Annotated in this window: 17 protein-coding genes; 8 read left to right on the top strand and 9 right to left on the bottom strand. The window is 57.8% G+C overall.

Features of this window, described 5'->3' with window-relative positions; genetic code table 11:
* Positions 1–46: 46 nt before the first annotated feature.
* The gene (locus ACZ5AL_RS02945) at positions 47–2923 is read left to right on the top strand and encodes a UPF0182 family membrane protein (protein ID WP_464512070.1); all 2877 of its coding nucleotides are present in this window, start codon (positions 47–49) and stop codon (positions 2921–2923) included.
* A 533-nt stretch (positions 2924–3456) separates the two neighbouring features.
* On the opposite strand, the gene rlmN is transcribed toward ACZ5AL_RS02945, so the two are convergent.
* From rlmN to ACZ5AL_RS02920, 5 genes are all read right to left on the bottom strand, one after another.
* Positions 3457–4524, bottom strand: a complete 1068-nt coding sequence (gene rlmN, locus ACZ5AL_RS02940) for a dual-specificity RNA methyltransferase RlmN (RefSeq protein WP_464512069.1) — start codon at positions 4522–4524, stop codon at positions 3457–3459.
* 387 nt (positions 4525–4911) lie between these two features.
* Positions 4912–5703 carry an ABC transporter permease gene (locus ACZ5AL_RS02935; protein WP_464512068.1) on the bottom strand — a complete coding sequence of 264 codons (792 nt, stop codon included), beginning with the start codon at positions 5701–5703 and terminating at the stop codon, positions 4912–4914.
* Positions 5704–5731: 28 nt separating this feature from the next.
* Complete coding sequence (locus tag ACZ5AL_RS02930; RefSeq protein WP_464512066.1) at positions 5732–6688, bottom strand: ABC transporter ATP-binding protein; 957 nt, start codon at positions 6686–6688, stop codon at positions 5732–5734.
* A gap of 21 nt (positions 6689–6709) precedes the next feature.
* Positions 6710–7669: a heme o synthase gene (cyoE, locus tag ACZ5AL_RS02925; RefSeq protein WP_464512065.1), complete on the bottom strand. Its 960-nt coding sequence runs from the start codon at positions 7667–7669 to the stop codon at positions 6710–6712.
* Between the two features lie 44 nt (positions 7670–7713).
* The gene (locus ACZ5AL_RS02920; protein WP_464512063.1) at positions 7714–8727 is read right to left on the bottom strand and encodes a COX15/CtaA family protein; all 1014 of its coding nucleotides are present in this window, start codon (positions 8725–8727) and stop codon (positions 7714–7716) included.
* Between the two features lie 276 nt (positions 8728–9003).
* Between ACZ5AL_RS02920 and glmM the strand changes: the two genes are divergently transcribed.
* Positions 9004–10410, top strand: coding sequence for a phosphoglucosamine mutase (gene glmM, locus ACZ5AL_RS02915; RefSeq protein WP_464512062.1), 1407 nt, complete (start codon positions 9004–9006; stop codon positions 10408–10410).
* Between the two features lie 493 nt (positions 10411–10903).
* Here glmM and ACZ5AL_RS02910 read toward each other — a convergent pair whose 3' ends face one another.
* On the bottom strand, positions 10904–12076 hold the full coding sequence (locus tag ACZ5AL_RS02910; RefSeq protein ID WP_464512061.1) for a hypothetical protein: 1173 nt from the start codon (positions 12074–12076) through the stop codon (positions 10904–10906).
* A 332-nt stretch (positions 12077–12408) separates the two neighbouring features.
* Between ACZ5AL_RS02910 and ACZ5AL_RS02905 the strand changes: the two genes are divergently transcribed.
* The 4 genes from ACZ5AL_RS02905 (at position 12409) to ACZ5AL_RS02890 (ending at position 19223) form a co-directional block, all read left to right on the top strand.
* Positions 12409–15129, top strand: a complete 2721-nt coding sequence (locus tag ACZ5AL_RS02905; RefSeq protein ID WP_464512059.1) for a bifunctional acetate--CoA ligase family protein/GNAT family N-acetyltransferase — start codon at positions 12409–12411, stop codon at positions 15127–15129.
* A 346-nt stretch (positions 15130–15475) separates the two neighbouring features.
* Positions 15476–18298, top strand: a complete 2823-nt coding sequence (locus ACZ5AL_RS02900) for a TonB-dependent receptor (protein ID WP_464512058.1) — start codon at positions 15476–15478, stop codon at positions 18296–18298.
* 129 nt (positions 18299–18427) lie between these two features.
* On the top strand, positions 18428–18700 hold the full coding sequence (locus ACZ5AL_RS02895) for a hypothetical protein (RefSeq protein WP_464512057.1): 273 nt from the start codon (positions 18428–18430) through the stop codon (positions 18698–18700).
* 19 nt (positions 18701–18719) lie between these two features.
* The gene (locus tag ACZ5AL_RS02890) at positions 18720–19223 is read left to right on the top strand and encodes a DUF2335 domain-containing protein (RefSeq protein ID WP_464512056.1); all 504 of its coding nucleotides are present in this window, start codon (positions 18720–18722) and stop codon (positions 19221–19223) included.
* A gap of 26 nt (positions 19224–19249) precedes the next feature.
* Here ACZ5AL_RS02890 and dusB read toward each other — a convergent pair whose 3' ends face one another.
* Together dusB and ACZ5AL_RS02880 are read right to left on the bottom strand one after the other, a co-directional pair.
* Positions 19250–20341 (bottom strand): tRNA dihydrouridine synthase DusB, encoded by a 1092-nt coding sequence (dusB, locus tag ACZ5AL_RS02885; RefSeq protein WP_464512055.1) that lies wholly within the window; start codon positions 20339–20341, stop codon positions 19250–19252.
* 51 nt (positions 20342–20392) lie between these two features.
* Complete coding sequence (locus tag ACZ5AL_RS02880; protein WP_464512053.1) at positions 20393–21160, bottom strand: alpha/beta fold hydrolase; 768 nt, start codon at positions 21158–21160, stop codon at positions 20393–20395.
* A gap of 102 nt (positions 21161–21262) precedes the next feature.
* Between ACZ5AL_RS02880 and ACZ5AL_RS02875 the strand changes: the two genes are divergently transcribed.
* Entirely contained in the window at positions 21263–23926 is a 2664-nt protein-coding gene (locus ACZ5AL_RS02875) for a S9 family peptidase (RefSeq protein WP_464512052.1), read from the top strand.
* Between the two features lie 639 nt (positions 23927–24565).
* Positions 24566–25021, top strand: a complete 456-nt coding sequence (locus ACZ5AL_RS02870) for a hypothetical protein (RefSeq protein WP_464512051.1) — start codon at positions 24566–24568, stop codon at positions 25019–25021.
* Between the two features lie 129 nt (positions 25022–25150).
* On the opposite strand, the gene dut is transcribed toward ACZ5AL_RS02870, so the two are convergent.
* A complete protein-coding gene (gene dut, locus ACZ5AL_RS02865; RefSeq protein ID WP_464512050.1) occupies positions 25151–25606 on the bottom strand; it encodes a dUTP diphosphatase in 456 nt (151 codons plus the stop codon).
* Positions 25607–25624 lie beyond the last annotated feature (18 nt).

Raw genomic sequence — 25624 nt, 5'->3', positions numbered from 1 at the left:
AGATCGGGGATAGGGTCATTCTACTGCTGATTGCTTCCGTTTCCTTATGTCTTTGATACGATCCAATCGGTGGGTGCAAGGCCTTCTGTTACTTATAGGTCTTGTATTTACATTCATTCTTGTTGCCCCTGGCATGATTGTCGAATACCTGTGGCTGGGGGAGTTGGGTTATGCCAGCGTGTTCTGGACAAAGCTTGGGTTTCAGGTCTCCATGTTTGTCTTTGTCTTCATGGTGGCTGGCTTATACTTCGGGGGTAACATTCTTGCCTTCATCAAACGCTTGCCGCCGTATTGGGCCACCCAGCTTAGTCAGGGCGAAGAGGGGCCTCAACTGGGCGGTAAGCCGCTTACCCGAGGCCGCTTGCGCTCGCTTGGCTTGGGCCTTGCCGGATTGCTTACATTGCTGTTTGCAACCGGATTTGCAGGCCGGTGGAATGAGTTGCTGCAATGGTGGCATGCCGAACCCCATGGCCGAACAGACCCTTTGTTTAACCACGATCTAGGCTTTTACATGCTTGAACTGCCGTTCATCCAGTCGCTGCAAAGCGGTTTGGTTGGACTGGTCTTCCTCGGGCTGCTTATCATCGTTACGGGGTACGTGCTTGTTGGCGCTATCGGCGTACGAAACGGACGCCTGGAGTTGCGTCCATCGGCGATTCAACACATCGGCATCAATGTCATCATTTTGCTTCTGGGATGGGCCTGGGGCTTCTACCTCGACCGGTACGAGTTGCTCCTGGAGCGTAATGGCGTGGTCCACGGCGCTAACTATACTGATGTCAACGTCTTCCTGCCCGCCCTCTGGGTGATGATAGGCACCACATTTTTGCTTATCACACTCGTAGCCCTGAACCTCAAACGCTTCCGCTTCCGCCTCGTATCGTACGGAGCCGGGTTTTACGTGCTCGTGCTTATCTTGAGCATGGTGATCGCCCCACGCGTGGTCGATCAGCTCATCGTTGAACCGAACGAACTGCAGGTCGAACAGCAATACATTGAGCACAACATTGACTTCACCCGCGAGGCGTACAACGTGCAGAACGTAACGCACCGCCGCCATGCTGCCACAACCGAGTTGCAGCCCGAAGAGGTAAGCGCGAACGAAGACGTTATCCGAAATGTACGTCTGTGGGATCCACGCCTGTTGGTGGATACCTACGTACAGTTGCAGCAAATCCGCCTCTACTATCAGTTTTATGACGTAGATGTAGACCGCTACATTGTAGATGGTGAATATCGTCAGGTCATGCTTGCTCCGCGCGAGCTCACCCAAACGCTACCTGACGGGGCCGATACCTGGTTCAACCGCCACTTGCAGTACACGCATGGGTATGGAGCCGTCATGAACCTGGTTGCGCGCGAGGGCGTGGAGGGGTCTCCAGCCTTTACCATTCGCGACCTCCCCCCGCAAGCTGCCGACTCAACCCTCGATGTCGATGAGCCCGGAATCTACTACGGCAGTCACACCCCCACGTATCGTATTGCTCCTTCGGATGCCCGCGAACTGGCCTACCCCTCGGGCGATGGCAACGTGTTTACGTCGTACCGAGGCGAGGGCGGCATCTTGCTCGATTCGTTCTGGAAGCAACTCCTCATGGCCTATTTCATGGCCGACTACAACATCGTGCTCTCGGGCTATGTGAACGAAGAGAGCCGCATCCAGATCTGGAATCGTGTGCAAGAGCGTGTGCAGCGCGTCGTTCCCTTCCTGAAGCTCGACCAAGATCCGTATTTTGTCATTAGCAATCGCCGCCAGTTCTGGATTCAGGACGCCTACACCACAAGTAACTCGTTTCCGTACAGCGAGCCCACAAGCGGACATGGCAAATACAACGGCATTCAGTATATTCGAAACTCGGTGAAAGCTGTCGTGGATGCCTACGAGGGCAGCGTTGGGCTTTTCGTGATGGAGGACGACGACCCGATCATCAATACCTATCGATCGGCATTTCCCGATCTGTTTCAAGACTTTAGCGATATGGGGCGGGGCCTCCAAAATCACGTCCGTTACCCGCAAGACCTCTTTGATGTACAGGTGGATGTGTACAACCGGTATCATATGACCGAGCCCCAGACCTTCTACCAGAACGAAGACCTGTGGGCGCGTCCTATTGAAAATTACGATGGACGCCAAGTGGAAATGGAGCCGTACTACATTATGACGCGGCTGCCAGGTGAGGACCAGATGCAGTTCATGCTCATGACGCCGGTTACGCCCAACAATCGTGACAACATGATTGCGTGGATTGCCGCCCGTTCGGATCCGCCGAATTACGGCGAAATTGTAACCTACAACCTGCCTCCCGATCGCCTGATTTACGGTCCAAACCAAATTGAGTCACGCATTGATCAGGATCCTGAAATATCGCAACAGATTGCACTCTGGGATCAGCGGGGATCTCGCGTATTGCGAGGCAATCTGATTGTGGTGCCCATCGAGGACTCGTTCCTCTATGTGGAACCCATTTTCCTAATCGCCGACAACATTCGCATTCCCCAACTGCAACGCGTTATTGTTTCGTACGACGAGTTTGTCGTCATGGAGCGAACACTTGCGCAGGGCATCAACACGATCTTCGGGGAAGATGTGATTGAGCCGGAAGCGTCGGTTGTAGCCCAGTTGCAAGACACCCCCGACCAGCCGCTGGATCTGGGCGAAGCCCCCGGCGTCACAGATGAGAACATTGGTGAGGCCCGTCGCCTCGTTCGCCAGGCGCGACAGGCTCTGCAAGATGGAGACTTTGCCTCTTTCGGAGCGCGCTTCGATGAGCTTGAAGAGCTGCTCGATGTGGAGTTGCAGCCCGACACAACGGACGTTCCTGCCGTACCGACCGGCATGGAAGGACAGCCTGCTCCGGAACCGGTCCCCGAGCAACCCCAGCCCGATCCACAACCCGAACCGGAGCCGATGCCCGATCCCTGATGCATAGGCAATGCGTGCACACTGGTCGTAGCCAATAACAAAAGCGGGATGCCTTTTCGAGAGGCATCCCGCTTCTTTGTTTGGTAAGATCAAGCGAGTGGTGTGTCACACGTCAATTTTCGGATTGCAATGCGTCCCGTTTTAATGTTGTCATCTTGAGCAGAGCGGCTCCGTCTAGAAGACGCGGAGTCTGACACGAGCGAAGCAAGATCCCGTCCGGGACAGGTGAACGCAGTGAGTAAAGATCTCCGCCGAAATGAGCAGGGCCGTTCAATCGTCCAGCGTCTGCTGAACGCCGAACAAGCTCTGGAGGCGTCACAGCACGTACAAGTTTAGCGATATGCCACAGATCGCCGGGGACGCAAGCGGTCCCCGGCTATGGGTTTGCTTACATTGCGCCGTTCTATAGCCCAGGATCAGGAGCGGAGCGGATATCCCGGGCGGCATTGAGCCACGCTAAACAGGTACCGGGGAGGAAGGGTAGGATGGAGGGGAAACCAACCGGCAATCCCCAAAACCATTGTTGAGGTCACTTACGCCGGCTCCTCATTGGCCAACTGTCCACAGGCCGCATCGATGTCCTGGCCGCGACTTTGACGCACGGTTACCGTAACGCCTTCTTCGACCAATGCCTGGACAAAGCGGTCAAGCTGTGCTTCGGACGTTCGCTCAAACGACAGCCCGGGCACCGGATTGTACATGAGGATGTTAACCTTCGAGGGTGCCCAGCGCGTAATTGCGGCAAGGTGCTTGGCGTCTTCGACCGAATCATTCATGCCTGCAAACAAGCAGTACTCATACGTGAGCGGGCGCCCCGTGGTGTGTGCGTAGTACTGAATGGCTTCCTTGAGCGCCTCCAGACTTGTTTTTTCCGACTGGTTAATCGGCATGATGGCGCTCCGTTGTTCGTCGGTGGGTGCATGCAGCGACACAGCCAGATTTGTGCGCAACGCGTCATCGGCCAGCGTACGGATGCGCCGGGCCAGTCCTACGGTTGAAATGGTGATGCGCCGTGGCGACAGGTTAAGCGTATCCTCATCCGTCATGAGCGCTACGCTTTGCTTCACCGCGTCGTAGTTGAGTAGCGGCTCGCCCATGCCCATGAACACGACGTTGCTTACGCCCCGCCCGAAGCGTTGCTGCGCCTCTTCATTCATCAGCCAGACCTGATCATAGATGGCCCCCGGCGTCAGATTCTCCTGAAACCCCATGCGTCCGGTTGCACAGAAGCGGCATCCCATGGCACAGCCAACCTGGCTGGAGACGCAGACGGTGAGCCGCTGCGCATTGCCCAACGCATCAAAGCTGGGGATGAGTACCGTTTCGGCCTCACGTCCTGAAGGCAGAGCAAACAGCGCCTTGACCGTGCCATCGCTGCTTTGCTGCACGCGCTTCACATTGAGTGTAGCCACCTCAGCCACTTCGGGCAACCGGCTGCGCAGTGCTTTCGGCAAACTGGTCATCTCCGCAAAGTCGGATGCGCCCCGGGCATACATCCAGTTGTACAGTTGCCGCCCCCGATATGCAGGCTCGTCGAGGGTCTCGACAAAGGATTCGAGGTCGGCACGTCCCATAGTTTTCAGATCGACGGGCGTGGCCATAAGATACCGTAGGGGGTTGGGAGCAAAAGCAAGAGCGTATATGAACGGCTGGCTACACAGATACGTTTCAAGCGGTATCGTACGAACTATCACCGATGCGTCTTGGGGTAGCAACGTATCCACTCGCCAGATATCAAGCACTCGTCACGATGTTCGGCGTCCTCAGAGGGGCAGTCATCCCCGATGCATTCGTACGAAAGCAACGGAGTTGGGGGCGGAGTTTCCGGTTTATTGGAACGCTGGAGCGTCCCAGCAGCCGTGGCGACGCAGAGGGGCCGTAAGGTCATGCCTGTTGTGCATCGCCACGAGAGAGTGTGTGGTGGCTTCCGTCTGGTTGTAGAGACGCAGCGCGCCGCGTCCCTACACGGAATGCTAAACACGTACGTACTAGGCCGTGTCCGTCCGGAAAATCGACTGGCGGACGCTCCACACAGCGGCAGCAATCATAACAAGCGCAAAGCCCCAGGTGACGACCAAGCACGTGATCGGGTCGGCAAGCGTTGCAGGCGCATCCACATAGAGGCCGTGCCGCAACCCACTCACGGCGTACGACACCGGATTAACCAGCATCAGTTCGCGTAGGCCGGTAGCAGCACTATCGAGCGGAAACATAGCGCTCGACAAAAACCAGAGCGGCAGCAGAAACAGGTTCATGATGGCATGAAAGCCGCGTGTTGTGTCGGTGCGCCACGCAATGGCGCATCCCAGTGCCGTAAACCCAATGCCCATGCCTAAGCAGATGAGCACCACGTATGCCAGTCCGCTTAGTGTGAGTCCCGGTCCCACCCATGGCCAAACGACGACAAACAGCAGCGCTTGCACTGTGGCGATGAGCGTACCGCCGAGCGCATTTCCGAACACGATGGCGGAGCGGGGGGTGGGCGCAATAAGCACGGTTTGCAGAAAGCCCGAGCCACGTTCTTCGACAATAGAGATGGTCGAAAAGATGGCGGTAAAGAGCAGCACCAGTGCCAGGATGCCGGGAAACAGAAACTCAACGTATCCTACGGAGCCGAGCGGGGCATCAGGCATTTGAAAGGCTCCCTGAAAGCCGAGTCCGAGGAGCAACCAGAACGCCAGCGGCTGCACGAGCGCCCCCGCTACACGGCTCCGATCGCGGACAAACTTCAGGATTTCGCGACGACACAGCGCCGCAACAGTGAGTACAGCAGTGGGCATTGCAGATTAGGTGCGGTTTGGCCGCACGTTACGCAGAGTAAGCGGGTGAAAGGGTGGATTGGTTAGCATCGAGCTGCATGCCAGCGTGGGCCATGAATACGTCTTCTAGAGTGGGCGGACGCACGGTGGCGCTTTGCACCACGTCGCCAAACGAATCGTAGATAGGCGCCACCAGTTGCGCGGCGTTATCGTGCAGGATTTGCACGCCCTTATCAAAAGCGTGCACGGTGCATCCAAACTGGGTTTTGATGTTGCGCGCCAGCTCCGAAGGGCGTTCGGCGACGAGCCACAGCATTTCATCGCCCAGGGCAGCGCGCAATGCGGCAGGCTCGCCTTCGACCACGAGTTCGCCATCGGCCAGAATGCCGATCGCATCGCAGCGTTCGGCTTCATCCATCAGATGGGTGGCCACGATCATGGTGGTGCCTTCGGCGTCTTGCAGTGCCGAGATCGTTTCCCAGAAAGAGCGGCGTGCCATGGGATCCAGACCGGCGGTAGGCTCATCGAGCAGCAGCAAGTCGGGTTGATGCAGCAGCCCTCGTGCCAGATCGGCCCGGCGGGTGAGTCCGCCCGAGAGGGTATCCACGCGGTCGTTTGCGCGATCGAGCAGGTCAACGTGCTGCAGCACCGTGGTAATGCGGTCACGCAAGCGCGCCCCGTGCAGACCGTACAGAGCGCCTTGAAACGCCAGGTTTTCGCGAACAGAGAGCGCTTCGTCTAAGGCAGGCGACTGAAACACGACGCCGAGGCGTTGCCGCACGGACGCAGGATCGGTTTGCGTGTCGGCCCCGAATACTGTGGCGTGTCCTTCGGTGGGCGTCACCAGGGTAGCCAGCACGCGAAAGAGCGACGTCTTTCCGCTTCCATTCGGCCCTAAAAGACCAAATAGCGCCCCGGTGGGCACATCTATAGACACGCCGCGAAGCGCCTGCTGCGTAGCGTAGCGCAGCGATACATCATGAAGTTGAACAGCAGGAGCGGTCATCGGGTGGGGACAGCAGGAGACTTAGAATAACCAATCGACCGTGAGCAGTACCACGAGGGCGGGGACGTACACAATGGATGCTTTGAGCACCCGCCGCGCACGAATTCCCGTGCGCTCAAGGTGAAACTGCAGAGCCGTCAGCAAAAACCAGAGTCCGAGCGGAATAACGCCTACAAGGTAGATCCAGCCCATCGGACCGGTGACGGTCGGGAGTACGCTGATGCCCAGCAAAAGCACCGTAAACGCAATGATTTGATACGCTGTGGAATCGCCGGAAGGTTCAAGCACCGGAAGCATAGCGTAATTGCCGCGCGCATAGTCGTTGCGGTACATCCAGGCGAGCGAAAGAAAGTGGGGCATCTGCCAGCACACCAGAATGGCGAAGATGACCCATCCACTCAGGCCAAACGTGCCGGTGGCGGCCACATATCCACCCAGGGCAGGAAGCGCTCCGGGGATGGTGCCGATGAGGGTGTTGTACTTGGTGTGTCGCTTCAGCGGCGTGTACACGTACAGGTACAGAATGGCCGTGAGCGCCGCCAGTACAGCCGTGGGCGGATTCACGAGCGGACACAAAACCCCGACCCCTGCACACACCATGCCAGTGCCGGTCCACTCGGCATGCTTTAGGGGGATGCGTCCGGTGGGAATAGGACGAGCGGCGGTGCGTTTCATTTGCGCATCCAGGGCGTGCTCGCGGCAGTGGTTGAGCATCCCGACGCCGCCTGCACAGAGCCCGGTGCCAATCAGCGTAAAGAGCAGGATGGTTCCGTCCAGTCCGGCAGGGCTTCCCAGTAGAAAGCCGGCAAACGCCGAAACGGTGACGAGGAACGAGATCTCCGGCTTGGTGAGCGTCAGATAGTCGCGCAGGACATCGGTCCAGCTGTCGTTCGACTGGGCTGCTGCCGCTCGCACCGAGGCGGTGGCAGCACGGGCCGATGCAGCTGACGATGTTGGAGAACGCTCAGGCGGTTCGGGCATGGAGTACGAGGAAAAGTCGAAGCAGTATGATGCGGGGGCACGTGTTACACAACCGATGAAGGGGCCGTGGGCTCTGCAAGCACCGGTTCGTTTTCGGTATTCGTAGCATCGCCATGCAATTCAGACGCTGGGGCTGCCTCTTTATTGTGCAGGCGGTGCACCCACAGGGCCAGCACAACGGTGGAAGTAAACAACGCCGCGCCAACCACTAAGTGGCTTACCGTAAGTACCACCTGGGCGGTACTCCGTATTTGTAGCGTGGATTCGTGAATCAACACCAGGTATGCGGCCAGGCCCAACGCAAACTGCACCCCCACAGTGGCTAACACCACCCATGCTGTGCGGCGCACCGGACGGTAGTGGGTCCAGTGCTTTTGCACATACACAAACACAGCGAAAATAAGGCCGGTTACAATGAACGCGCCGGCAATATGCAAGAGCGCAAAACTCCCCGAGAGCGTTTGGGTAGAGTGACGCAGCATAGCCCCTACCACGATTTGCAGATACACCCCGAGCGCCGCGGCCCATGCGAGCGTGCGCATCGTACGGCTTTTGGAGTGATCCGGCAACAGCGTATCGCGATCGCGCCAGGTATCCGTTGTAAACACGGCCATACCCACCAACAGCGCAAAGAAAATCTGCGCGGTGCAAGCATGCACGGCAGCAAGCACCGTGGAGAGCTCCGTAACGCGGAGGCCTCCTAAGATGCCCTGCAGCGTGATGAGAGCTAGGGCTGCGAGGCCCAGCTTGCGCATCCACGCACGCGGATCGGCCCACCAGGTCCAGGCAGCCAAAACGATCATACAGAGGCCCGCGAACGCCCCAATCAAGCGATGGCCATGCTCGGCCAATACCGGCACGTTGAGCCACCAGGCGTCCATGCCCGTTCGAAAGGGATCGTACGACCCAAACGTTGCTGGCCAGTCGGGCACAGCCAACCCGGCTTCAATGCTTGTCACCCAGCCGCCCCACGAGATCAAGACCGCTGTAATACAAATGGTTAAATACGTAAAGCGGCGGCGCCACGTCCAGCGCCAATCCACCGCAGATGAACTCATAACACGTTCTCAAAGCGGACCCGAAGGACACGGAGAAATTGGTGGTTCGCGTACCTTATAAACGGTCTAGGCGTTCCGTTAAGAGCGGTCGAACGCCCTGTTTGAACGGGCTGCCACCCACTTTTTCACCGCTAAACCTGTCGCCCCATGCAGCTTTCACAGAGCAGCCACAATTGCGGTGAACAAGTCCTCGGTTTGCGCCTACGTTGTGACAGATCCCGTATGCACGCTGCAAACGGCTTCGTATTTTCACGCACTGCTAAGTTTCTATACCATATGGCTTCTCCCACATCCAACGAGCGCGTTCTCATCGAATCAGTTTCCGGCATTCGGGGCATTATCGGCAACGGGTTTGATCCGGGCGTGGTCGTGCGCTATGCCACCGCCTACGGCGCCTGGTGCCGTGAGCAAGCCAAGACCCTCAACCGCTCTGCTCTTGTAGTCGTTGGGCGCGATGCGCGTCCGAGTGGCCCGGCCTTTCAGCGCATCCTCATGGGCACGCTGCAAAGTATGGGCTGCGACGTGTTGGATACCGGACTGGCTCCCACGCCCACCATAGCGATGAGTGTGCTGCAAGAAAACGCAGTCGGTGGAGTGGTGCTGTCGGCTTCTCATAACCCGCTGGAATGGAACGCCCTAAAGCTGCTGGACCATAACGGGGAGTTTTTAGATGGAGATGCGGGTACGTCTCTCAAAGCACGGGCACAGGCCCAAAACGACACCCCGGTGCCCCATCATACCATGGGTCGTTACACGAAGACCGATCGGGTGCCTGCCCACATCGAAGCCCTTTGTGCGCTTCCGTACATCGACCCCGAGGTGATTTCCGCGCAGGACTTCACTGTTGTGGTGGACGGCTGCAACTCGGTCGGAGGCCAGGCACTGCCGTTGCTGCTGAACGAGTTGGGCGTACACGATGCGAATATTGTACGCATCCATTGCGATCCGACCGGCCAGTTTGGGCGCCCCCCAGAGCCGCGCCCTGATCACCTCACCGACTTGGCCGAGGCCGTTGCCAACCACAATGCGGATCTTGGTCTAGCCGTAGATCCGGATGCCGACCGTTTGGCGCTGGTGGACAACGAAGGACGCATCATCCTCGAAGAACTTACGCAGGTGCTAGCGGCCGACTTTATGTGGCGCCATCGTAGCGGACCGTTTGTCACGAATCTCTCGTCCTCGCGTGCTATCGACGATGTGGCTGCACGCTATGACGAGCCGGTGTACCGCTCTGCCGTGGGCGAGATCAACGTGGTGCACGAGATGAAAGCCCGCGATGCGGTGCTCGGTGGTGAGGGCAACGGCGGGGTCATCCTTCCGGACTTGCACTACGGGCGCGATGCGTTGGTGGGCACCGCACTGATTTTGCAGCATCTGGCCGAGACGGGCGCCTCGCTCGCAGATCTGCACGACGATATGCCGCAGTACGCGATGGCCAAAGACAGCCTGCCACTCGGCACCCTCGACGTGGATGCGCTCCTCGACAGCTTGCAGCACGAATACGCCGACACGCCCCACTCCACCATCGACGGCCTCAAGATCGATTTGCCCGAGGGCTGGGTGCACTTGCGCGCTTCCAACACCGAGCCCATCTTGCGGGTCTACACCGAAGCCCCTACCCCCGCCGAGGCACAGGCGCTCGCCGATCGGTTCAAAAACGAACTGCAGGTCCTGGCGGGGTAGTGGTTTCCCGCTCTTGAATCTTAGGGCAGAGCAAGAGCTGTCAAGGCTCACAGTCATCCCGGCCAAGGCGCCCTAGTGCCGCAGAGCCGGGATCTCCCCGCTGGCCATAGAGCCCGCTAAAAAGATACGGCGTACCGCCGGGCCGTTCTATACATGTCATGCTGAACGCAGTGAAGCATCTCAGCGCTATGTGGCCAAGGGGCCTGCTGCTCGGTGTCCAGAAGGTGCACCCTGCGCGCACCGGACGTGGCGAGCCTTTAGGCATGGCGTTGAGATCCTTCCGCCTGGCGGCGTCAGGATGACTTGCAGTACGATATGATCTCGTGGCGACGCAGAGCATCGCCACGAGGGGAAAACGGTGGGGCTGAAACCATTAACGATTTGCCTTTAGGCCGCCGGGGATGCAAGCGGTCCCCGGCTATGGGATTCCTTAGCCCGGAGTCAGATACAGAGCGTTCCCATGAGCGATTGCCTCTTACATGCCCAGGCCAACTCATCCCTCTGTCTCCCCCATGTACACACTTCCTGCTTCGATGCGCAACAAATGATGATCGGTAGGTACCCATCGTGCCCCTCCTTCTGCTTTTTCCTCCTCCGTACCGATGTGCGAAACACACCCCGATTCGACTCCCATCAAATAATGGTCATAGACATATTCGGTTAGCTCAGCGGAGGTGTTAGATCGGGTGGTAACCGTAAGAAACGCGAGATTCCCTTCAAGCGCATTGAGTTGTGTAACTCGGCTGTAGTTCTCTTCTTGTAAGATTGAGCGGCGCCCATCCTCGTATTCGAATGTAGGCTGTTCAAAATTGTCAATCTCTAAAACCTTCCGGAGTGTATGATCAGCGCCATACACATACAACCGTGGAATGATATCGTAGTGCACCGCATATGACCCGTCATCGAAAGACACCAGACTGCTGTTTCGCGTAAAGAACTCATTCACGAGCCAGGCTTCAGTCTGATACGCTTCGCCAAACGAGTCGATGTGGTCACCAGACATATCTACGCGATGGATAGCTCCAGAGAGTGAACTGATCTCGGTCTCACCACGCAAGGGCAACATGCCTGTTGTGACGAAGTGATCGTCTGCCATCGCCAAAGCCGTCGGTTGAAACTCAACCCGAATGTCTTCCTCGTGGTCACAGACACCCGACGCACAGAAAAACGACGCGATTCGTTGTGTGCCCATTGCTATGTAAGCCCTGCGGGCATCTACAGCCACATCCGTTGGAAAATTGATTTCGCCGGGCCCCTCTCCAGCTTTGGCTATGAGCGAAGCCGTATCCGTTGCGCGATGATAGACGAAGGCCTGAACTGTTGGAGGCTTTGTATCCATCACTAGTATGTGGTCCGCATCGATAGAGACAACACGAGCCATTTGGTGTTCGCTCACATCGATAGGTATGCGCTTCAGATCGGTCTGCTCTTCGTGGATATGCTGCTGTAAAGCGCGCAGCGATTCTGGAATATCTGCCAGGTCACAGGCATCGGCTTCTTTGGCCTGAAGAGGGGAAGTATCTGCATGAGGGATTTGATCAGGGATGGGATGCGTTTCTTCGTTCACCGATTGAGCGCCCTCAGATTGGTTTTCCGAGTCTGTACTGCATCCCGTCCACATCGCTATAAGTCCGCAAAAAACTGCACACCAGAAGAAACGACTCATATCAATTGGAGAATATGAAAGCACATGAGGTACGAGTAAAGGTACTTGCACTGGTATCTAAGTGCAACTTTAGAGTAGACGATTACGACAAAGGAGAGCAGAAGGCCATCCGGTTGTAACTGGCATCTTGAATCCCACTTTTCCTGTTTCCATGACATGCAATCAGCCATTCACACCCCATCAATCCACGTAATGTTGTGTTGACGTCAGAGCCAACCGCTGCAGGCGACCGACAAACGGGGATCTTCCCGAGACATTGTCACTTTTCAATACCGTGTCGTACTGCCACCCTGGCCTTGCCATCTTTCTTTTCCTGACTGTGTCTTGCTCATATGCCAACCTCTGATCCGTCGTACAACGTGTTTGCCGCGCGAAGCCAACCACTCGACGCGGTATTTAACCCCACCAACGTAGCGGTGATTGGCGCCAGCGAAACGCCCGGAAGCGTGGGGCGCACCCTGCTGTGGAATCTCATCAGCAATCCGTTTGGCGGCACCGTCTTTCCCGTCAACCCGAAGCGCAGCAGCGTTTTGGGCATTCAAGCCTACGATGACATTGCCGATATCCCCAAGCAGGTAGACCTTGCCGTCATTGCCACTCCGGCCCGCACCGTACCCGGCATCGTGCGCGACTGCGGCGAAGCAGGCGTTGATGGCATCATCGTCATCTCAGCTGGCTTTCGTGAGGTGGGCGAAGAAGGAGCAGCCCTTGAACACGAAATAGCCGCACACGCCTCCAACTACGATATGCGCATCGTAGGCCCCAACTGCCTGGGCGTGATGCGTCCGAAAACGGGGCTTAACGCGACTTTCGCCGGTGCAATGGCCAACGAAGGCAACGTCGCCTTCGTGAGTCAGAGCGGCGCGCTGCTCACCTCTATTCTGGATTGGAGCTTTAGCGCCAACGTCGGCTTCAGCGCGTTCGTATCCATTGGCTCTATGCTGGATGTGGACTGGGGCGACATCCTCTACTACCTGGGCGACGATGCCGCCACCGAAAGCATTGTGCTGTACATGGAGTCGATTGGAGATGCGCGGTCGTTCCTCTCGGCTGCACGCGACGTGGCCCAACGCAAGCCCATCATCGTTATCAAAGCCGGACGCACCGACGAGGCCGCCGAAGCCGCGGCGTCGCACACCGGCACCCTTGCGGGTAGCGATGCTGTGCTCGATGCGGCCTTTCGGCGCACCGGCGTCCTGCGCGTCGACGACATCAACAACCTGTTCTACATGGCCGAAGTGCTGGCTAAACAGCCCCGTCCTGATGGTCCCAACCTGAGCATCGTAACCAACGCGGGCGGTCCCGGTGTGCTCGCTACCGACGCCCTCATTGATGGAGGCGGGCAGCTCACTCCGCTCTCCGACGACACCCGCGACGCCTTCGACGACCGCCTTCCCCCCGCCTGGAGCGGCAACAACCCCATCGACATCCTTGGCGATGCCAGCCCGCAACGCTACGCCGATGCGCTCGAAATCGCCGCCAACGACGATAACAGCGACGGCTTGCTCGTGGTGCTGACCCCGCAAGCCATGACCGAACCCACTAAAACCGCCGAGATGCTGCGTCCGTATGCGCGAGGCAACACCAAGCCGATTCTGGCCAGTTGGATGGGCGGCGACGCGGTAGCGCGCGGCAACAACATCCTGAATCAAGCGGGCCTGCCCACCTTCTCCTATCCCGACACCGCCGCCCGCGTGTTTAACAACATGTGGCGGTACAGCTACAACCTGCGCGCGCTTTACGAAACGCCTCGACTGCCCACCAACGGCACCGACGGCCCGGATCGCGAAACCGCATCGGCTCTGGTGGAAGCGGCTCATGACGAAGGCCGCACACTGATGACCGAGTATGCATCCAAAAAGCTGCTGGATGCCTACCAGATCCCAACCGTAGAAACACACGTTGCCACCACGCCTGACGAAGCCGTCGAGGCCGCCGAGCAGATTGGCTATCCGGTGGTGCTGAAGCTGCACTCGCACACCATCACCCACAAAACCGATGTGGGCGGTGTGCGCCTCAACCTGCACACCCCCGATGCCGTGCGCCAAGCCTTCGACGCCATCAAATCCGGCGTGCCCGCTGATGGATTCGACGGCGTAACCGTACAAGACATGGTGGATACCGACGGGTATGAGCTCATCATTGGCAGCAGCGTAGACCACCAGTTTGGCCCCGTACTGCTGTTTGGTACCGGTGGATCGCTCGTGGAGGTATTCGAAGATCGCGCACTGGGGTTGCCCCCCCTGAACACGACCCTGGCCCGCCGCATGATGGAGCAAACTCGCATCTACGAAGCCCTGCAAGGCGTGCGTGGACGCGATCCGGTAGACCTCGATCAACTTGCTGCACTCTTAGTACGCTTCAGCCAGCTTGTGGTAGAACAGCCCCGCATCAAGGAAATCGACATCAACCCACTGCTGGCCGATGGCGACCGCCTCGTCGCACTAGATGCACGCGTGGTACTGCATCCCGCCGATACCAAAAACGACGATTTGCCCCACCCGGCGATTCGCCCGTATCCACACCAATACGAATACACCTGGACGACAAAAAACGATACGGATGTCAAAATTCGCCCCATTCGTCCGGAAGACGAACCCAAACTGGTCGATTTTCACAAGGCGCTTTCAGAGCGTAGTGTGTACCTGCGCTACGCCAACCTCATGAAAATCGACCAGCGGGTGGCCCACGAGCGGCTCTCGCGGCTGTGCTTTATCGACTACGACCGCGAGATGGCGCTGGTCGCCGAACGGCCCGATGCCGACGGCACCCCCGAGATTGTAGGGGTTGGACGCATCACCAAACGCCCCGGCCACAACGAAGCCGAGTTTGGGATGTTGGTGATCGACTCGGTGCAGCGTGAAGGCATTGGCACCGAATTGTTGCGCCGCCTGGTGCAAGTCGGGCGCGACGAGGGCCTCGACCGTATCACGGCCGATATCTTGCGCCAAAACACAGCTATGCAGCGCGTCTGTGAAAAGCTGGACTTTGAGATCGTCTACCCCGACGACTTTGACGATGAGATGGTGAAAGCCGTGCTGGAACTGGAGTAGTAACGCAGTGCCAACGCCATTCGCCTCAAAGATGGCCGGGGATGCAAACAGTCCCCGGCTATGGATTTGACTGACATTGCACCGTTCTCTAGCCCGAGATCAAAAGCGTAGCGGATATCCCGGGCGGTTATCGAACCACGCTAAACAGATATTAGACCGAGCCCCCATAGTTATTTAGGGGGCTCTTTCCCATTGAAGCCGGACCTGGGCTACTGACCTCCATGTAACTTCTCCCCTCAAACTATTGACTGGAAGCGCTTTTGTTAGTATACTGTAAATCATTGTGTGAACACTGTAAAGCTAGTGGCAAAAGAAAGCGTATACTAACCACCAAATATCATACGACATGAAACGCATTGTTACAACAGCGTGTGCGCTCGTACTCGTATTACTGATCGGCTGGAGCTCCCATGTCCAGGCTCAAAACGTACAGGGAACGGTTTTTGACTCAGCGGATGAGCCGCTTCCAGGCGTGAACGTGTCCATTGTAGGCACCTATCGTGGCACGACGACCGACGCACAGGGACGCTTCGCCCTCAACGTATCATTTGACGACGGGCCGGTTACCCTCAGGTTTACGTTTGTTGGATACGAAACTACCCAGCAAACCCTTGAGGCCCCCACAACAGACCTTCAGGTCAACATGCGGGAAAGTGTGTTTCGAGGCGACGAAATCATCGTATCCGCCTCACGTGTAGATGAGCGCATTTTAGAAACGCCTGTCACGGTAGACCGACTTTCGGCCCAGGACCTGGCCACTCGCCCCTCCATCGAACTCATGTCGAGCATGGAAACGCTCAAAGGCATTGACGTAAGCCGGTCGAGCATGCTCATCAGCAGCCTGTCCACACGCGGGTTCAACAGTGCCAAATCCGAGCGACTCATTCAACTGGTCGATTACACCGACTACCTGTCGCCCTCGCTGTCGATATACCCCGGTAACATATCAGGCCCGCCCGAAATCGACATTGCGAGTGTGGATGTGATTCACGGGGCGAACTCGGCCCTCTATGGGGCCAATGCGTTTAACGGCGTGGTTATCATGAACACCCGCGACCCGTTCGAAGATCAGGGCATTGAACTGGATGTGCGCGGGGGCACCCGCGATATGTACGACATATCAGGACGCTACGCCGAAACGTTTGGCGATCGGTTCGCCGTAAAGCTGGTTGGACGGTTCATGCGCGCCGATGAGTTCATCAGCAGCAACTTCGACCCCCACCCCACAACGGTCATCCCCTCGAACAACGACCCCGATGCGGCCCCTGGACGCGGATTCGATGCGGTGAACCGATATGGCGTGGTTCACTTAAACAGCCCGTTTAACAACGTGTGGCAGCAAACGCAAAATGCCCTACCTGGCAGCTTCAACACCGATTACGGCGTCGATCTCTCGGAAAACAACATCTTCACTCCGGGCTTCACCGAGGCCTCGCTCGTGCCCAACAACTTCCGTGCAGGCATGTGGCAGGTCAGCCCCACCGTCAGCGTGCTGCTTAGCGACGACATCAAAGCCACCTACTGGTATCGATATGCCGAAGGGCGCGGCATCTACCAGAGCTCGAACCGTTTTCTCTTCGACGACATCGGCATCAACACGCACTCGCTGTCGCTGGAAAGCAATGACTGGACCGTGCGCGCCTATCGTACCGCAGACAAACCGGGCGATACCTTCGACATGAACCTGCTGGGCACGTTCATGAATCAGCAGCCGTACCGCATGTCCAGCAATCCGACCGCAACCGAGGCCGAGTTTGCGTCTCAACTGCAGGGCCTTGCTATTCCGTACGCCGCCGCGTATGTGCACATCTATGGAACGGCCTACCGACGCGCCACTGAAGACATGGGACTTTCTGGCGATGAGGCGTTCCTTTATGCGCAAGAGCAAGCCGCCTCGGTATTGCCCCAGGCTGGGGAAGAGCGGTTTGATATCGCCCGTGAGCGTGCCTTCCAGCCCACCGCAACAGGTGTAAGTCCGGTGTTCGACATCGACTCGCAGGTGTATCATGTAGAGGGGCAATACACGCTCGAATCCGACATTGCGGATGTGACGGTGGGCGCGAACTACCGGCAGTTTCGGCTCACCTCCAACGGCACGCTCTTTACCGATGGACCCAACGCTTCGCCACTGCAGGGCAATGAAGGAGACACGCGGGCTGTACGCGATGGCATCGATAACTACGAATACGGCGGGTTTTTGCGCCTACAGCGTCGGCTCATCAACGACCGCCTGAGCCTCTCAGCTGTCGGACGCGTTGACGAGTTTAGAAACTTCGACACGCAGTTTTCGCCCCGCATTTCGGGCGTATATTCGGTGGATGAGCAGCGCCGTCATAACATCCGTGCCAGCTATGCCCAGGCGTTCCGTGCTCCGGCTCAACTCGACCAGTACATCTACCTCGATATTGGTCCGATTCTGTTGCGGGGCAACTCCGAAAACGGATACGTGGCTGCCGATCCATTCAGTGGAACGCCAGTCCAGGATCAGGTTGCCAATGACGACCTCTTCCAGATCGATGCGCTTGGCGTAGAGCAAATGAATAGCATTGAGCTGGGCTACAAAGGAGCCTTTAGCGGGTTCTTCGCCGATGTCAGCTACTACCGCAGCAACTACACCGACTTCATCGGTACGCGGCGCTTCATCGGGAAAGAGGACGGCACCGACATCACTCTAGCCGATCTGGCACGCGCCGGAGACGACCCCCGCCGGGCACGCCTGATGCAGGTGTGGCTCAACGCCGATCAAGAAGTCACCACGCAGGGGTTGCAAGTCGGACTGGAGTACCGGTTCAACCGGGAGCTTACGCTTAGCAGCAATTACACCTGGTCCTCAATTAACGATGACGATGGCCTGCGCGGTGCGGTAAATCTGGGCTTCAACACGCCCGAGCATAAGTTCAATGTGGGAGCACGCGGCGAGTTGTTTGGCCGCCTGACCTACAACACCAATGTGCGCTGGCACGACGACTACATCTACCAGATGCCGTTTGCGGAAGGGACCATTGAGAGCTCTGCGGTCATCAATGCGCAGGTCGGATACAACTTCCCCGAGCTACGCACCACCGTCAACCTGGGCGGCACGAACCTCACCGACGCCAACAACATCACGGCTTACGGATCCGCCCCCATGGGACGCATGCTGTACCTGGGTGTGACCGTCTCGTATTGATTGGACGCTGAAAGTCCCTTTCGAGTATGGCCATCAGTAGAGTGAGGACGGAACGAGGAAAGTAGTACGCTGGTAGGTTATTGTCAGTCACTCAAAATTATTTGATCTTGAAAAGTGACTCATAGTACCATGAAGTCGTCTGAAAATGCTTTTGCATCTGCCAAAAAAAAGCGCAGAGCCTTTCTGAAAGGTGCTGGCAGCGTTCTTGGCATTAAGTCGCATTTGCCCGTTAAGAAATATACGCTACAGGAGGCTATCCAACACGATTCCGAAATGTTTTGGCATGACTTTGCAAGAGCAACTGTAGCTTTGCGGGAAGAACTGTCTCCAGACCAGAAAGCTGTCTTGGAGGATAAAATCATTGAGTCAGGCGCGACAGTCCATCGCTCTAATGTAATGTAATTGGCCCTTCCTCTTTGCAATGGAAAAAGCAAAACCATCCAGCGAAAAGAGTGAAAACAAAGGCTCTTCCTCAGATGCTGATAAGGGGAAGCCTGAAAATAGCGGTGAAAGACAAGAAGGAAAGGTTCCTGCAGAGTTGTTGGCAGAGGCGCTAGATGTAGATGATCCAGAAAAGCAGCGACAGATCGAAGCTACTTTCAAGCGGGTTTCGATGTCGGGTCCTTTTCCGCCTCCGAGTATCCTGGACGCGTACAACAGCACAGTTGAAAATGGAGCAGAGCGCGTGATGGGATATACCGAACGCGAACAGTCGCATCGGTTCGAAGTGGACAACGCGACGATCAAGTACTACTCGCGTGGACAAACGTTTGGTTTTGTACTCGGACTGGTGGGAGTAGTTGGTGGATTGATACTTGCATTGCTAGGGCAAGGACTCGTTGGCTTCGCCGCGTTTTTCAGTAGCCTGGCTGCATTAGTGGGGGTTTTTGTGTACGATAAAGCCACATCTGAGGAATCGGTTTAGCGTGTGATACATACCCATCCATACCCTTACGCCGGGCTGGGCAACTCGGCTTTTTTGACGTTTACCGGCTTTGCGGCGGCGGGCTCTTCAGCGGAGGCCTCGGCAATGGTTTGCGTGGGAAGAGACGCTGAGGGCAACTGAATATCCGACGCGTCGGGGTTGAAGTTGAGCATCACCTCTAGCACGCCCTCCTTCGTCTCCTCCTGCATAAGCAAATGGCGCAGCTTGCTGGCGTTGCGAAAGCCTTTGAAGTAACCGCTGTAGTTCTTGCGCATCTCCAGGACCCCGGTGCGCTCGCCCAGCCATTCGCATTTGAGCGATAGGTGTTCGGCCACGACCTGCACGCGCTCCTCCCACGACGGACGCGGCGGCACCTCACCGGTCTCCATGTAGATCTTGGCGTCGCGGAAAATCCAGGGGTTGCCGATCGCACCGCGCCCAATCATCACCGCATCCACCCCGGTTTCGGTGAACATGGCGTCGATGGCTTCAGGATCGAGGGCATCGCCGTTGCCGATCAGGGGAATATCGCGCACACCCTCTTCTTTGATTCGCCGCAGCCAGGACCAGCGCGCTTCGCCGCTGTACTGCTGCGAGCGGGTGCGGGCGTGCACCGCCAGCGCGGCAATACCAACCGCCTCTAGCCGCTGGGCGACCTCGATGATACGGATGGAGTCGTCGTCCCACCCCAGCCGCGTTTTGACAGTAACCGGACGCGTGCTTTCTTCGATGACGGCTTTGGTGATGCGCTCCATCTTGTCGAGATCACGCAAGATGCCTGCTCCACCGTCTTTGCGAACGATCTTGCGGACGGGGCACCCGAAGTTGATGTCGATGAGGTCTGGCTCGGCGGCGTCAACGCGTGGTGTAGCACGGCGCACTTCGTCGATATCGCCGCCCCACACCTGAATGCCAATGGGGCGCTCTTCGGGAAAGATGTCTAGCTTCTGAATGGCATCATCCACATCGCGAATGAGCCCGGACGAAGACACAAACTCACTGTAGAGCATATCGGCCCCCAGGCGTTTGCACAGAATCCGAAACGGCGGGTCGCTCACGTCTTCCATGGGAGCCAGAAAGAGGGGGCGATCACCAAACGAAAGCGGACCAATGGTCATGGAGAAATCAGGGCATATCGTAGAACAAAAACACGAAGGGAGGCCTCAGGCTTACGCATCCAGCGCCTGAAGGACGGCCTCAGCAAACGGCTCGGGCGCATCGGCGTGCACCCAGTGTCCGGCATCGGGAATCGTAACGCGGCGCGCTGCGGGAAAGCGATCTCGAATGGTGGGCCAGTCGCCATTGCTAATGTAGTTCGACCGGGCCCCTCCAATAAACGTAGCAGGCCCCTCGTAAGTGCCCTCTGCGGGCAATGCTCCAACAAGCGCCTCGTAGTCGCGCGCAATCACGTCTAAATTGGGCTGCCAGGTGTACGCGTCGTCCTCGTAGCGCAGGTTCGTAAGCAGGAACTGCCGGATGGGCCACGACGGCACCGTTTCGGCCAGCGCGTCATCGATTTGGCTACGGCGGTCGTACTCTGTCGGGTCGATATTACGCAGCGCCTCAATAAGTCCACGGTGGTTGGGGGTGTAGGCACGCGGCGCCATATCCACCACAATGAGACGCTCGATGAGGTCGGGATGCGTAAGCGCGGCCTGCATCGCCGTTTTGCCGCCCATGGAGTGCCCCATCACCGTCACCTCCGACAGCCCCTGCTCCTTGATAAACGTCAGCAGATCCTGGGCCATGCTCGGGTAATCGATCCGGTCGGTATGGGGCGAGCGTCCATGATTGCGCTGATCAACCGCATACACAGTGGCCACCTCACTAAATACGTTGCGGCTTAGCGTGTGCCAGTTGCCATGCGCGCCCAACAGTCCGTGAAGAATGATGAGTGGCGGCTTATTTTCGCCATATTGCTTGTAAAAAAGCTGCATACGTGGTTGCTTGTTGCGGTATAGGGGTGTGGAAATGCACATGCCTCTAACGATTCGAAAATGGGGCGCGGCTTCACACCCTGCACTGCGCCTTGGTGTTTCGTGTCTTCTTGGTTGGACTTCATTCCTTACTTTGTGCTTATGCGTTTCGCTGCTTTCTTCTTTGCGCTGCTGCTTGCCGTGCCTCCTGTACAGGCGCAGCCCGACAACGACCCCGTTCCCATTCAAGCCTCTGACCTGCTTCAAATTCGCGAACTGGGCGATGTAACCCTCTCGCCGGATGGCCGCGAGATGGTGTACACGGTAAATCGCATCGTGGAAGACAACGAAGGCGAATACACCTATCGCTCACAACTGTATGTCGCTCGTCCCGATGGGCGCATCGACCCAGAGCCGCTCACCCGCACCGCTCCGGCTGCCCAGCCCGACTGGCACCCCAGCAGCGATATTCTCGCGTTTGTGCGTCCGGTAGACGGCGTGCCCCAGATCTTTGTGATGACACGCACCGGGGGCGAGCCCTACCAGCTTACCGATGCCCCGCACGGCGCCACCCAGCCGCAGTGGATTGGCAACGGCGACCGGCTGATCTATGCGTCCTCCATTCCAGGCACAGAACTGGCCGAGGCGGGCGATCCGATCCCTGACTGGTTTGGCGATCGCCCCGGCGCCGACAACCGCTCTACCGACTACACCCCCGACACAAGATCGCTCTTGGTGCTGCGTGACACGGTACGCCACATGGCCGTCGATACATTGGATGCTGACACCCTCACCCTGGCCGATGCCGAACTCGACACCGACCGCCTGGCGGCTATTGACGATCCGACCTACGCCGACTCGCTCCGCGCCTTTGGCAGCGCCCGGCAGGCCATCGTAGACACCGTTGCCGTAGAAATCCCCGCGTCGCCCTCGCCCGATGGGCCGCTCCCCCTGCAGCGCCAATGGCTCGACGAGCAGGCCGAACAGCGCAACCCCGACGTGATAACGCGGCTCGACTTTCAGGATGAGCAGGCCCTGAGCGCCCCCATCTCATTCCAGCACTATTTTATGGTGGATGTGCCAAGCACCATCTTGACCGGCGACCCAGAGCGCCCCGAACCGCGCCGCATCACCGAAGGGTTTCGCAGCTACAGCGGCGCCCAATGGATGGATGGCACCGGCCAACTGCTCGTCAGCGCCCCTCCGCTGCGTCCACACGACCACCCCGATACCATTCGGGCGCGCCACCTCATGCTCGTTGACGCCGACACCCGCGCCACCGAACGCTTCCTGGAGTTGCATCCGTACGCGCTCTCCAGTCCCCAACTGTCTCCCGATGGCAACGATGTCGCATTCATCGCTACCGACACAACCGACACCGGCTACGCCCAGCCGCAGATCGGCCTTTTTGGAATGGATGGCCGCACCAAGCCCGAACTGATTACCACCGACTTCGACCGCTCGGTGGGGCCGCCCACATGGTCGCCCGATGGATGGTACCTGTACACCACCGCCCCCGCCGATGGTGGGTTTCCGCTCTACCGGTTTGCACCGTTCGCTCAACCCCAAATCGACGAGGAGGACGATGAAGACGCAGATGTCGCCGACGTGCCCGAGGGCCCACCTCCGGTAACCGACTCGGCAGTTGAGTTTGAAATCGATGATGACTTGCTCATTCCGGTGGAGCCCGAGCGCCTCACCTCGTTTGAGCGCGGCGTTCGTTCATTTGACGTGAGCGACGCCACCGCGGTGTACGTCATCACCGAAATCGAGAACCCCTACGAGCTGTATGCCTCCACCGCCGACTTTGCGCAGGAGCGACGGTTGTCATCGCACAATGCTTCCTGGCTACAAAACCGCCTCATTAGCGAGCCCGAGCCCTACACGGTTACGGTAGAAGACCCCGATCGGTATACGCTCTCGGCCGAGGGCGACACCCTCAGCACCACGCCCGGCGACACGCTAGAGGTAGAAGCCTGGCTGATGCCCCCTACCGAGTTCGATGCAGATGCACAGTATCCCCTGCTTGTAGAAATGCACGGCGGTCCGTCGGCCATGTGGGGCCCTGGCGAAGCCACGATGTGGCATGAGTTTCAGTTCATGGCCGGGCAAGGATTTGGCGTGATGTACAGCAATCCACGCGGCTCGGGCGGATACGGATACGATTTTCAGCGCGCCAACTACCAGGACTGGGGCAGCGGTCCGATGCGCGATGTGCTGGCCGCCACCGACGCTGCGCTTGAGACCTATCCCTGGCTCGATGCCAACCGACAGGTGCTCACCGGTGGATCCTACGCGGGCTACCTTACCGCCTGGATGGTCAGCCAAACCGATCGATTTCAGGCCGCTGTGGCCCAGCGCGGCGTGTATGACCTCCCCACGTTCCTAGGAGAAGGCAATGCATGGCGACTGGTGCCCTCACACTTCGGTGGCTTTCCCTGGGAAGGCGAGGCCCCCCCACCTGTCGACGCGCCAGAAGACACGCTAGCCGTGTATAGCGATTCGCTCAACTCCCCCCGCAGCACCCTGATTCGCAACTCGCCGCTCACCTACGTGGATCAGATCACCACCCCGCTACTCATTATGCACGCTAGTGAGGATTTGCGTACGGGCGTCATTCAGAGCGAAATGCTATATCGCAGTCTAAAGCTGCTAGACCGTCCGGTTGAATACGTGCGCTACCCCGGAGCCGGGCACGACCTCTCCCGCACTGGCGATCCGTTGCAACGCCTCGACCGCACCCTGCGCATCTATGAGTTCATGACGCGGTTTACGAATATGGAATAGTGCTGTGTCACAGGTCAATGTTCGGGTAACGCATGTGCGCCTAACGTACCGAGAACAACTCACCCCCTTGTCATTGCGAGCGGAGCGAAGCGCCCCGACCGCAGGGAGGAAGTACTGGGGTGCAATCTCATTGCTGTCAGACCGGATGCAGCCGCTCAATCAACGGCATGAGATCGCCGCGTCAGTCGCAGGGCTCCCTCCTCGCGATGACAATTTTGGACCCTAACATTCAGGTGTGACACAGTACTACTACTCTGTCACAGGTCAATCTTCGGGTTGCAACGCGCCCCGTTTTAATGTTGTCATCTTGAGCAGAGCAACTGCGTCTAGCAGGTGCGGAGTCCTGACACGAGCGAAGCGACTGACGAACGCAGTGAGTAAAGATCTCCCTCGAAATGAGCAGGGCCGTTGAATCACCAGTAGCCGCTGAACCTCGGGGAGATGGTTCGGCTGCGCTCACCATGACAGGTTTTTTGGAGGGGGGACACAGAGTTTGTTAGGGTCCAAACTTGTCATTGAGGGAGCGACACGACCCTATGCAAACTCCGGATGTCCGGACAGACACGCTCTGTGCGCTTGGTATGATGCGTCCAACATGAGACGTTTTGTGTTTCTTGCTCACAGAACAACCTTACACCCATGCGTCGCAATTTTGCCTCCTCTCTCTTTACAATTTTTCTGCTAGCGTTTTTTGTTGCTCTCCCCCTGACCGGGTGCGACAGCGATGACGATGCTGACTTAAGTGGCGATCTGAGTTGGGAGGTCGAAGCCACTGCTGGAACGTCTGTCTTTGTGTTTCCCTCAACCTGGGATGGTAACACCTTTTCGGGAGACGGCAACACGCAGTCGATTCCTGAGTCGGGCGAACTCACCGGAAACATTCCCAGTGGCGACTATGAGGGCATTTCCTTGCAGGTCAGCGTCATGGGCGGCAACCCAGAGTTTCTTGTGGCCCGCTTGTATAGCGATGGCCAATTGCTCGGTGAGACCGACTCTCCTAATGAAGATGGCGTCTACGTCGTAGAAGTCGGCGACATGCCCGGTGAAGATGACTTCGATTTCCTGCGCGAGGAGATGGAGCGAAATGCGGAATAACCGTTTTCGATCTCCGGTACATTTTGGGCTCGTCCCTACTTAATCTTCAGCGCTCCTTTCCGTTTTTGACAAGATGCCTCCATACACGACGTATGGGGGCATTTTGCCATCATGTCCACCAACCCAGTTTTATTGAGTGCCGGTCGATCCAAATCCCCCTTCTCCGCGCTTGGTCTCATCCAACGTGTCTGTTTCCGTCCAGGTTAGGCGCTGATAACGTGCGACCACTAACTGGGCGATGCGCATGCCGTGCTCAACATCCACCGGCTCTGAACCCAGGTTCACGAGCGCCACCTTCACTTCGCCGCGGTAATCGGCATCAATGGTGCCGGGAGCGTTGAGTACTGTTACGCCCGTGCGTACAGCCCATCCGCTACGAGGGCGCACTTGCCCTTCACATCCTGCTGGGAGCGCCAATTGAAGACCGGTGGGAATCAGCTTGCGTGCGCCGGGTGCAAGCGTAATCGATTCGTCATCGGGAAGCGCAGCACGCAGGTCGACCCCGGCGCTGTGGAGGGTGGCGTGTTCGGGCAGCGGCAGATCGTTAGCATGCGGCAGTCGGCGGACGGGGATCTCGATTGACATAAGGGAGCTTTATAGATG

The sequence above is a fragment of the Natronotalea proteinilytica genome, assembly GCF_055379935.1.
The sequence above is the reverse complement of the archived record's forward strand: the minus strand, read 5'-3'. Positions and strand labels throughout refer to the sequence as shown.